The sequence below is a fragment of the Streptomyces sp. a15 genome, assembly GCF_059026085.1.
Genome location: NZ_JBWLKM010000186.1, coordinates 1 through 4,291 on the forward strand (window position 1 = coordinate 1; position 4,291 = coordinate 4,291).

The 4,291-nt window shown below is 70.4% G+C and carries 3 protein-coding genes; all 3 read right to left on the minus strand.

Features of this window, described 5'->3' with window-relative positions:
* The coding region (gene glgB, locus AC5P09_RS51250) for a 1,4-alpha-glucan branching enzyme (RefSeq protein ID WP_493880518.1) at window positions 1-2,048 on the minus strand (2,048 nt) is incomplete at its 3' end.
* 32 nt (window positions 2,049-2,080) lie between these two features.
* Window positions 2,081-3,469 carry a maltokinase N-terminal cap-like domain-containing protein gene (locus AC5P09_RS51255; protein ID WP_493880519.1) on the minus strand — a complete coding sequence of 463 codons (1,389 nt, stop codon included), beginning with the start codon at window positions 3,467-3,469 and terminating at the stop codon, window positions 2,081-2,083.
* 279 nt (window positions 3,470-3,748) lie between these two features.
* The coding region (locus tag AC5P09_RS51260; RefSeq protein WP_493880520.1) for an alpha-glucosidase C-terminal domain-containing protein at window positions 3,749-4,291 on the minus strand (543 nt) is incomplete at its 5' end.

Sequence of the window (4,291 nt, forward strand, 5' to 3'; positions counted from 1 at the left end):
CAGTCCGGGCCGTGCGCCTCGGACCACTCGGCGCCCTGCGCGAACTCCTGGCCCATGAAGAGGAGTTGCTTGCCGGGATGGGACCACATGAACCCGAGGTAGGCGCGGTGGTTGGCCCGCTGCTGCCACCAGTCGCCGGGCATCTTCGACACCAGGGACCGCTTGCCGTGGACGACCTCGTCGTGGGAGATGGGCAGGACGTAGTTCTCGCTGTAGGCGTAGACCATGGAGAAGGTCATCTCGCCGTGGTGGTACTTGCGGTGGATCGGGTCGTGGCTCACGTAGTCCAGCGAGTCGTGCATCCAGCCCATGTTCCACTTCAGCCCGAAGCCGAGGCCGCCGGTGTCGGTCGGGCGGGTCACTCCGTCCCAGGCCGTGGACTCCTCCGCGATCGTCACCACCCCCGGCACCCGCCGGTACACCGTGGCGTTCATCTCCTGGAGGAAGGCCACCGCGTCCAGGTTCTCCCGGCCGCCGTGCTCGTTGGGCGTCCACTGGCCCGGCTCGCGCGAGTAGTCGAGGTAGAGCATCGAGGCGACCGCGTCCACGCGCAGGCCGTCGATGTGGAACTCCTCGCACCAGTAAATGGCGTTGGCGACCAGGAAGTTGCGCACCTCGCGGCGGCCGTAGTCGAACTCCAGGGTGCCCCAGTCGGGGTGGGCGGACCGGAGCGGGTCCTCGTGCTCGTAGAGGGGACGGCCGTCGAACTCGGCCAGGGCCCAGTCGTCGCGCGGGAAGTGCGCCGGCACCCAGTCCATCAGTACGCCGATGCCGGCCTGGTGCAGCGCGTCGACCAGGTACTTGAAGTCGTCGGGGGTGCCGAGGCGGGCGGTCGGGGCGTAGAAGCCGGTGACCTGGTAGCCCCAGGAGCCACCGAAGGGGTGCTCGGCGACCGGCATCAGCTCGACGTGGGTGAAGCCCAGGTCCTTGACGTACGCGGGCAGTTGTTCGGCCAGTTCGCGGTAGGTCAGTCCGGGGCGCCAGGACGGCAGATGGACCTCGTAGACCGAGAACGGCGCCTCGTGCGCGTGCGTGTCTGTGCGCCTGCCCAGCCACTCCTCGTCGTGCCACTCGTGGTGCGAGGAGGTCACGATGGACGAGGTGTTCGGCGGGACCTCCGTGCGGCGGGCCAGCGGGTCGGCGCGCATGGTCCTGGAGCCGTCCGGCCGGGTGAGCTCGAACTTGTACAGCTCGCCCTCGCCGATGCCGGGCAGGAACAGCTCCCACACGCCGGTGCCGCCGAGCGAGCGCATCGGATACGCGGTCGCGTCCCAGAAGTTGAAGGTGCCGGCCACGCGCACGCCCCGCGCGTTCGGCGCCCACACCGTGAAGCGGGTGCCGGTCACGCCCTGGTGGGTCATCGGCTCGGCGCCGAGCGCCGTCCACAGCTGCTCGTGCCGGCCCTCGCCGATCAGGTGCAGGTCGAGATCGCCCAGCGCGGGCAGGAAACGGTACGCGTCCTCGGTGTCCTGGACCGTCCCCTCGTACGCCACGAGCAGCCGGTACGCCGGGACCTCGGGCAGCGGCAGCAGGCCCGAGAAGAAGCCGTCCCCGTCGTCGTGCAGTTCGGCTCGCAGCTCCCCGGCGACGACCGTGACGGACAGCGCGTACGGCCGGAACGCCCGGAAGGCGACACCGCCGGGCACCGGGTGGGCGCCGAGCACCGAGTGCGGGGCGTGGTGGGTGCCGGCCAGCAGACGCTCGCGGTCACCGGCGTCCACGGCCGGGGAGACCACGACGGGCGCCTCCTGCCGCGGAGCGGGGATCGGGGCGGTGACCTTCTTGGCCGCGGCCTTCTTGGTCGTGGCCTTCTTCGCGGTGGCCTTCTTCGTGCCGGCCTTTTTCGTGGTGGCCTTCTTGGCGGTCGGGGCCGTCTTCTTCGCCGTGGTCTTCTTCGTCACCGTCTTCTCGGCGGTGGTCTTCGCCGCCGCCTTCTTCACCGCTTTCTTGGGCGCGGTCGCCTTCTCCGCGGCCTTCTTCACACTCTTCGCGGCTTGCGCAGCCGTCTTCTTCGGATCCGAACCGCTGGACGGTGTGCGGGGGGTCACTGGCGGAGCCTCCTGGGCGAAAGTCTGGTCGGTCAGATCAGGTCGGATGTCACGTAGCCCTCGATGGCGGCCATCGGCACCGGAAGCCAGTCGGGACGGTGGCGGGCCTCGTAGACGACCTCGTAGATCGCCTTGTCCGTCTCATAGGCGCGCAGCAGCACCGGGTCGGTCCGCGGATCGACGCCGCTGACCTCCGCGTACCCGGAGCAGTACGCGGCCCGGCACGCCTCCGCCCAGCCCGGCACCGGCAGGTCGGTGGAGTGGGCCGCGTAGTCGAAGGAGCGGAGCATGCCCGCGATGTCCCGGGCCGGCGGCTGCGGCATCCGGCGTTCGGCGAGCGGTTTCGACGGCTCGCCCTCGAAGTCGATCAGCGACCACTGGCCGGCCGGCGAGCGCAGGCACTGGCCGAGGTGCAGGTCGCCGTGGATGCGCTGCGCGGTCCAGGTACGGCCCTGAGCGGCCAGGTCGCCCAGCGCGGTGAACGCGGAGTGCAGCCCGGGCGCGTACGGCCGGAGCGCGGGCACCGCCTGCACGGCCGCCTCCAGCCGCTCGATCATGCCGTCGGCCAGCAGTTGGAGCTGGGTGTGGCCGAGGGTCACCGTGGGCAGCGCGCGGGCGAGCGCGGTGTGCACCTCGGCGGTGGCCCGCCCCAGCGACCGAGCCTCCGCGCCGAAGTCCTCGCCCTTGGCCAGCTCCCGCAGCGCGAGTTCCCAGCCGTCGGAAGCGCCCTGCACGAACGGCTGGAGGACGCCGAGGACGTACGACTCCCCGTCCAGCTCCGCCCGCAGCCATCCCGTCGGCGCGGGCACCCGGGGGCAGCCCTCACGGGCGAGGGCCAGCGGCAGTTCAAGGTCGGGGTTGGTGCCGGGCACGATCCGGCGCAACAGCTTCAGGATGAACGTATCTCCGTAGACGATCGACGAGTTGGACTGCTCGGCGGTCATCACCCGGGGCACGAGACCGTCCCGGATCTCCTGCTGCGGGTCCCGTTCGAAGCGCAGCCCGCCGATGCGGGCCCGGGTACGCAGGGCCTCCAGGAGCAGTTCGGCCGGCCGGGGGTCGTACAGGGCCTCGTACGCCGTGTATCCGGCGAGCGGGCCGTCCTCGACGTGTCCGATCAGCGCGGGCGCCAGCCGGGGCGGCAGCGCCTCGCGCACGCCTATGAGGAGCTGGTAGCAGTCACCGGGATGCGGCGGGCTGCCCAGCGCGAGGGGCTGGTGGGCGCGCACCAGCAGGTGGTACACGCCCTGCTTCGCCGTCGGCGGCAGCAGCTCGGTGGCCGCCACCAGGGAGAACCCGGTGACCGGGCGCCCCTTCCCCGCGAACCAGCGCTGCCGCGGCAGCCACTCCCGCAGCAGTGGGTCCAGTGACGCAAGGAGGCCGGGATGTGTCGTGGCGTTACGGGTGACGGCTTCCGACATGGTGAGCGTCCTTTCCGCGGCGCGTGGCGGAGGAGCGTCGGGTTGCGTGAAGGGTGCCCAGGGCAGGGCGGTGAAAACCGCCCTGCCCTCAATTGTGGCTGTGCGCCACGACCGGCGAGTTGCGGAGCCGGAACCATTGACGTTCACGCCACCCGAGTCAGGGACGTGTCCGTTCCGATCGCTCGGAACGGTTTCGCACGACAAGCGCGCGCAGTTGATGACCGAGTCACCCGCCCGGCGGGCTCGGGTTCTGATCACCAGAACGGAGTAACCGTAGCACTACTCAACGTGTTCCTTGCGCAATCGGAACCAGTAGAACCCATGCCCGCCGAGCGTCAGCAGATACGGCAGCTCACCGACGGCCGGGAATCGCACCCCGCCGAACAGCTCGACCGGGTGCCGACCGTTGAACGCGCTGAGGTCCAGCTCCGTCGGCTGCGCGAACCGCGAGAAGTTGTTCACGCACAGCACGAGGTCGTCCTCGTACTCCCGCAGGAACGCGATCACCGCCGGGTTGGAGGAGGGCAGTTCCGTGTAGGACCCCAGGCCGAAGGCGTGGTTCTGCTTGCGGATCTCGATCATGCGGCGGGTCCAGTGCAGCAGGGAGGACGGGGAGGCCATCGAGGCCTCGACGTTCGTCACCTGGTAGCCGTGGACCGGGTCCATGATCGTGGGCAGGTACAGCCGCCCGGGATCACACGACGAGAAGCCCGCGTTGCGGTCCGGCGTCCACTGCATCGGCGTCCGTACGGCGTCGCGGTCGCCGAGCCAGATGTTGTCGCCCATGCCGATCTCGTCGCCGTAGTAGAGGATCGGCGAGCC

Coding starts and splice junctions, on each gene's coding strand:
- AC5P09_RS51255 (WP_493880519.1), bottom strand. CDS start 3,469: ATGTCGGAAGCCGTCACCCGTAACGCCACGACACATCCCGGCCTCCTT.